Source organism: Alienimonas chondri, from assembly GCF_013036045.1.
Classification (GTDB): Bacteria; Planctomycetota; Planctomycetia; order Planctomycetales; family Planctomycetaceae; genus Alienimonas; species Alienimonas chondri.
Window position 1 is genome coordinate 1 of record NZ_WTPX01000209.1, and the last position, 6,126, is coordinate 6,126.

The 6,126-nt window shown below is 65.6% G+C and carries 5 protein-coding genes; 4 read left to right on the forward strand and 1 reads right to left on the reverse strand.

All coding sequences use genetic code 11. The features are described from left to right. Positions 1–1,161, forward strand: a 1,161-nt coding sequence (locus LzC2_RS19550) for a S10 family peptidase (RefSeq protein WP_171189714.1), incomplete at its 5' end; no start/stop codon positions are given. A 291-nt stretch (positions 1,162–1,452) separates the two neighbouring features. Here LzC2_RS19550 and LzC2_RS19555 read toward each other — a convergent pair. Then, positions 1,453–1,758 (reverse strand): L28 family ribosomal protein, encoded by a 306-nt coding sequence (locus LzC2_RS19555; RefSeq protein ID WP_171189715.1) that lies wholly within the window; start codon positions 1,756–1,758, stop codon positions 1,453–1,455. Between the two features lie 208 nt (positions 1,759–1,966). Between LzC2_RS19555 and thrS the strand changes: the two genes are divergently transcribed. From thrS to LzC2_RS19570, 3 genes are all read left to right on the forward strand, one after another. Next, positions 1,967–4,165: a threonine--tRNA ligase gene (gene thrS, locus LzC2_RS19560; protein ID WP_206678815.1), complete on the forward strand. Its 2,199-nt coding sequence runs from the start codon at positions 1,967–1,969 to the stop codon at positions 4,163–4,165. Between the two features lie 103 nt (positions 4,166–4,268). After that, on the forward strand, positions 4,269–4,904 hold the full coding sequence (locus tag LzC2_RS19565; protein ID WP_171189717.1) for an EboA domain-containing protein: 636 nt from the start codon (positions 4,269–4,271) through the stop codon (positions 4,902–4,904). A gap of 21 nt (positions 4,905–4,925) precedes the next feature. Further along, a complete protein-coding gene (locus LzC2_RS19570) occupies positions 4,926–5,834 on the forward strand; it encodes a TatD family hydrolase (protein ID WP_171189718.1) in 909 nt (302 codons plus the stop codon). Positions 5,835–6,126: the final 292 nt, after the last annotated feature.

The window sequence follows — 6,126 nt, forward strand, 5'->3', positions numbered from 1 at the left end:
CCCGCCCCGCCCTATGAGCTGAAGGACAACGCCCACAGCCTGCTGGACGTCACCGACTTGGTGTTCATCGACCCCGTCGGCACCGGCTACAGCCGGCCGGCGAAGGACGACGACGACAACTCGCGTCAGAAGGAGTTCAGCGGATACGAGGAAGATCTGAACTCCGTCGGGGAGTTCATCCACCGTTACGTCACCGAGCAGGGCCGCTGGGGTTCGCCGAAGTTTCTGCTCGGCGAGAGCTACGGCACGCTGCGGGCCGCCGGTTTGGCCGGTCGGCTGATGGACCGCTACAACCTTGCGGTGAACGGCATCGTGTTCGTCAGCAGCGTGCTGGACTTCGCCACGCTGTTGGCGGACAGCAACAACGACCTGCCCTACGTCCTGTTCCTGCCGACCCTCGCCACGACCGCCCACTACCACGGGCAGCTTTCGGAAGACTGGCAGGCGAAGGACGTGCAGGCCGTTTACGCCGCCGCAAAGGAATTCGCCATCGGCGAGTACGCCACGGCCTTGTTGAAGGGCGTGAAGCCGGAGTCGGACGAAGGCCGCGCGATCGCCGCGAAGGTCGCGGAGTTCACCGGGCTCAGCGAACAGTTCGTCGTCGACAGCAACCTCCGCGTCGGCATGCAGCGGTTCGGCAAGGAACTGCTGCGGGAGGAGAACAAAACGGTCGGCCGGTTCGACAGTCGCTTCACCGCCCCCGCACGCGAGGCCGCCGGCGATCGCGGCGACTTCGACGCCAGCGGCGCCGCGATGTTCCCCCCGTTCACCAGCGCCCTCTACCGCCACTTCCGCGAGAACCTGAAGATCGAGCGCGGCACGCCGTACGAGATCCTCACCGGCAAGGTGCACCCCTGGAACTACAAACAGTTCACCAACGCCTACGTCCGCAGCGACGACACGCTCGCCGAGGCGATGGCCCAAAACCCCGCCCTGCACCTGTTCTTCGCGATGGGGCACTACGACCTCGCCACCCCGCCCGCCGCGGCGGAATACACGCTGAACCGCCTGCTGCTGACCGGAGGCGGCGAGGACCGCGTCACGGCGGAGTTCTACCCCGGCGGCCACATGATGTACGTCCACGAGCCGAGCCTGGAACAGCTCCGCGACGACCTCGTCGCGTTCTACAAGGACGCTCTGGACGGCAGCGACGAAGACTAGCTGACCGACGTTCGATCAATGTGCTCCCCTCTCCCTCAGGGAGAGGGGCCGGGGGTGAGGGTGACGAGCCTTCACCCGCGTCCGTCTGTAGAGGAGCCCACAAAGAGGACGCCGAAGACATCGCCGACGGCTTCTCTTCGTCGGGCGGTCTTTGCCCCTCACCCCCGGCCCCTCTCCCCTAAAAAGGGGCGAGGGGGGCGAGTCGCCCCCTCCCTTCCGATCAGCGCATGCGTAACGCCGAGGCCCCGCGGGGCCCCGGCGTTATTGCTTTGGACGCACCGGAACGAACGTCTACCCGACGTTGTGTTCGTCGATCGAGAACGCCTTGCGAACGACGGCTTTCTGGATCACGCCGCTGCGGATCAGGGCGACGGGCACCTTCCGCTTCACGACGGCGCCGTCTTCCATCACACGCACGGTTTGCAGGTTCCGCTTGAACAGGCGGGGCGTGATGGAGCGGGTCTTGCGACCGTTACCGCCCAGGTACTTGGGCTTACCGCTCTCGACCTTGGCATTGCCGCGGCCGGGTTTGCGATCGCCGTACAGCTTCGTGAGCTTCGCCCGCTTGAGACGCTTATTCTTCTTCAAAGTGGACATGAGCGGGGCGCAGAACTGAGTCGCGGTTGTTCGGGCGGGGAGTGTAGCGGCGGTGGTTCTCTCTGCAAAGCCCCCCGCTTCGCCGTCGCCGCCAGGCGGCGCGACCCGCTCTCGACGCGCGCCGCCTGTCGGCGACGGCGAAGCGAAGTTATCTTCCCGACGGCTCGCCCCCCGTTCCGGCGAGCGACTCCCGCACAGGATGCCCCCGATGACCGTCTCCGTCCGCCTGCCCGACGGCAAGCAGCTCTCCGTCGGCGACGCCGACACCGCCCTCGACGTCGCGCGAGGCATCTCGGAAGGCCTGATGCGGGCCGTCGCCGTCGCCGAGGTGAATGGCAAGCTGGTCGATGCGACCTTGCCTCTCGCCTCCTTCGCTCAGGGCGACGAACCCGTCGACCTGCGGCTCGTCACCGACCGCGACCCCGAGGGCCTCGCCGTGCTGCGGCACAGCGCCGCCCACATCATGGCTCAGGCGGTGATGCGGCTGCACGAGGGCGTCGGCCTCGCCTTCGGCCCGACGACCGCCACCGGCTTCTACTACGACTTCGACCTGAAGGAGCCGATCAGCGAGTCCGACTTCCCCGCCATCGAGGCGGAGATGAAGAAGATCGCCGGCGAAAAGCTGACCTTCGAGCGGTTCGATCTCCCCCGCGACGAGGCCGTCGAGCTGGTCGGCGGGATGAATCAGGAGTTGAAGGTCGAGCACATCCAGACCGGCCTCGCCGAGCATCCCACGCTCGGCTTCTACCGGCAGGGCGAGTTCGTGGACCTGTGCAGAGGTCCGCACATCCCCACCACCGGGAAGCTCAAGGCCTTCAAGCTGATGAGCGTCGCCGGCGCCCATTGGAAGGGTGACCAGTCCGGCCGCCCGCTGCAACGGCTCTACGGCACCGCTTTCTTCGATAAAAAGGCATTGAAGGCCTACCTGTCGCAGGTTGAGGAAGCGAAGAAGCGGGACCACCGCCGCATCGGCCAGAAGATGGACCTGTTCACCATCAACCCGGAGGTCGGCCAGGGCCTCGTGATGTGGCTGCCGAAGGGCGCCACGCTGCGATACACGCTCGAAGCGTTCCTGCGGGACGAACTGATCCGCCGGGGGTACGAGCCGGTGTATAGCCCGCACATCGGCAGCGTGAAGCTATACGAGACCAGCGGGCACTTTCCGTTCTACAGGGACTCGCAGTTCCCACCGCTTTATGAGCACCTTGCCGGGCCGATCATCGACAAGATGGTCGAGCAACTCAGGGCCGGCGTGCCGGCAGATGGCCCATTCATGCAGGAATACGAACTTCTGAACGCGGCGCAGAAGCTCGGCTTTGACGGCGACTATGAGATCGGAGCCGGGGCAGACGATAAACGGAAAATGTTGGAGGAGTGGCAAGCGAAAACCGATCGCTTCCTGCTCAAACCCATGAATTGCCCGCATCACGCGATGATGTATAAGTCGCGGCCGCGGTCCTACAAACAACTGCCGATCCGCTTCGCCGAGTTCGGCACCGTTTATCGGCATGAGCAGAGTGGCGAACTGAACGGCCTGCTCCGCGTTCGCGGGCTCACGCAGGACGACGCGCATATCTTCTGCACGCCGGAGCAGGTCGAACACGAATTCGCCGAGACGGTCGAACTGGTCAAGCTCGTCCTCGAAGCGGTCGGACTCAACGATTACCGGGTCGAATTATCGTTGCGCGAACCCGGCAGCGATAAATACATCGGCTCCGACGAAGACTGGGACGCCGCCGAGGCCACCCTGCGTTCGGTCCTCAAAAAGTCCGGCATGGAGTACGTCGAAAGCCCCGGCGAAGCGGCGTTCTACGGGCCCAAACTGGACTTCCAGGTGCGGGACGCCATCGGCCGCGAATGGCAGCTCGGCACCGTCCAACTGGACTACAACCTGCCCAAGCGGTTCGAGCTGGAATACATCGGCTCCGACAACAAGCCGCACCGCCCCGTGATGATCCACCGGGCGCCGTTCGGCTCGATGGAACGCTTCGTCGGCGTCCTCATCGAACATTTTGCGGGGGCGTTCCCCCTCTGGCTCGCCCCGGAGCAGGTCCGCGTGCTGCCGCTGAGCGAGAAGTCGAACAAGTATGCGAAGGATGTCTTGAAAGCATTAAAGGAAGCTGGTTTCCGAGCGACCTTTGATGAGCAGGACGGCAAGCTGCAGGCGAAGATTCGCGAGGCCCAACTGGACCTGATCCCGTACATGTTCGTCGTCGGTCCGCAGGAGGCGGAGAAAGGGGCCGTCGCCGTCCGCGACCGCATCGACGGCGACCTCGGCGCCATGCCGCTGGACGACGCGATCGCCAAGCTGCGGGAAGAGAACGACGCCCGCACCATCCGTCAAATCGCGGAGAAGACGGACTTCGAAGGCTTCGAAGCCGCCAGCGACGTGGGCGGGGAGTACTGAGCGTCGCCCCCCGCTTCGCCGTCGCCGTTAGGCGGCGCGAGCCACTCTCGACGCGCGCCGCCTAACGGCGACGGCGAAGCAAAGGACCCGCTAAACTGTCTCCGTGACTGCTGCCGATCTCCCCGCCGCCCTCGCCCCACACCTGTCCGCCGACGCGGCGGCCTGGCTTGATGCGCAGCGTGAAAAGATCGCCGCCGGCGAGGAGCGGGCGCTGTTCCTCGGCTTCGGCCTCGCCCCCCGCAAGGTCGGCAAGGCGGAGTTGGACGACGACCGCCTCCCCGGCTGGTCCGTCGATCAGGCGGCTCGTATCGCCCTGCTGGACGCGTTCCCGACGGACGACGAACCCCGCTGGCTGTCCGCGTTCGACAAGCTGGCCGACGCGGCCGAGGTACGGGAACTCGTCACGCTCTATCAGGCGTTGCCGCGGCTCCCCTTCCCCGAAGCACTGGCCGACCGGGCCGTCGACGGGCTGCGGACGAACGTGAAGACCGTGTTCGAGGCGATCGCCCATCGCAACCCGTTCCCCCGCGAGCGATTCACGGACGACCGCTGGAACCAGATGGTGCTGAAGGCGCTGTTTATCGGCTCCAGCCTGCGACCGATCGACGGGCTGCGGGAGCGGATGAACGACGACCTGTCTCAGATGTTGCGGGACTACGCCGACGAACGGTCCGCCGCGGGCCGGGACGTGCCGGCGGATCTGACTGCGTTACTCGACGACGAAAGCTCGGGGGGCTGACGCCCCCCGCTCGCCAGAACAATGTATATCGACCCCCACGTCCACTGCGTCTCCCGCACCACGGACGACTACGAAGCGATCGCCGCCGCCGGCGTGGTGGCCGTCATCGAACCGGCCTTCTGGCTCGGCCAGCCGCGGACGAACTGCGGCAGCTTCAAAGATTATTTCTCGATGCTGGTGGGCTTCGAGCGGTTCCGGGCCGCCCAGTTCGGCGTCCGGCACTACTGCTGCATCGGATTGAACAGCAAGGAGGCGAATAAGCCGGCCCTCGCGGAGGAGGTGCTGGACCTGATGCCGCTGTATCTGGCGAAGGAGGGCGTGGTCGCCGTCGGCGAGATCGGCTTCGACGACCAGTCCGACGCGGAGGAGGACGCCCTTCGAAAACAGATCGAAATGGCGAAGGAGGTCGATCTGCCGATCATGATTCACACGCCCCACCGCGACAAAAAACGGGGCACGACCCGCACGATGGACGTGCTGGAGGACCACGGCTTCGACCCGACCCGCGTGGTCATCGACCACAACAACGAAGAGACCGTCCGCGAGGTGCTCGATCGCGGGTACTGGGCCGCCTTCACCATCTACCCGCACACCAAAATGGGCAGCGCCCGGATGTGCGCCGTCGTCCAGCAATACGGCAGCGAGCGGGTGATTATCGACAGCGCCGCGGACTGGGGCGTCAGCGACCCGCTCGCCGTGCCGAAGACGGCCCGATTGATGAAGGAACAGGGGATCAGCGACGAGGCGATCCGCGCGACGACCTACGAAAACGCCCTCGCCGCCTACGGCCAAAGCGGCCAGATGAACGCCGACGACTGGCTCAATCCGCTACCGATCGATCAACGCACGCTGTTCGAGGGCAACAGCGTCCTCCGCGGCGGGCAGGAGCCCAAAATCGGGGCGATCGAGAAGCCGGACGTGGTGGAGTAACAAAGCGGGCCGATGGCTCTTCTCCCCTCTCCCTCAGGGAGAGGGGTCGGGGGTGAGGGTGGCGAACCCTCACACGACTTCATCAATGACATGACTTAGAGCAGTCCGCGTTGAGCCGTAGCGGCGGCATCCTGCCGCCGTCCGCGAGCGCAGCGAGCGGGGGTCGCAGGAACGGCCGCGCTGAGAATCGGCGGCTGGAAGCCGCCGCTACGACAAATTGCGGTTCGCTCTAATAGCGAGACGCCGGTTTCTGAATAGTGATCGGGCGTCACAGCCCCCTCACCCCCGGCCC

What these genes read in the sequence shown, in the direction of transcription:
- LzC2_RS19555 (WP_171189715.1), bottom strand. Translation starts at nt 1,758, where the DNA reads ATGTCCACTTTGAAGAAGAATAAGCGTCTCAAGCGGGCGAAGCTCACG.
- thrS (WP_206678815.1), top strand. Translation starts at nt 1,967, where the DNA reads ATGACCGTCTCCGTCCGCCTGCCCGACGGCAAGCAGCTCTCCGTCGGC.
- LzC2_RS19570 (WP_171189718.1), top strand. Translation starts at nt 4,926, where the DNA reads ATGTATATCGACCCCCACGTCCACTGCGTCTCCCGCACCACGGACGAC.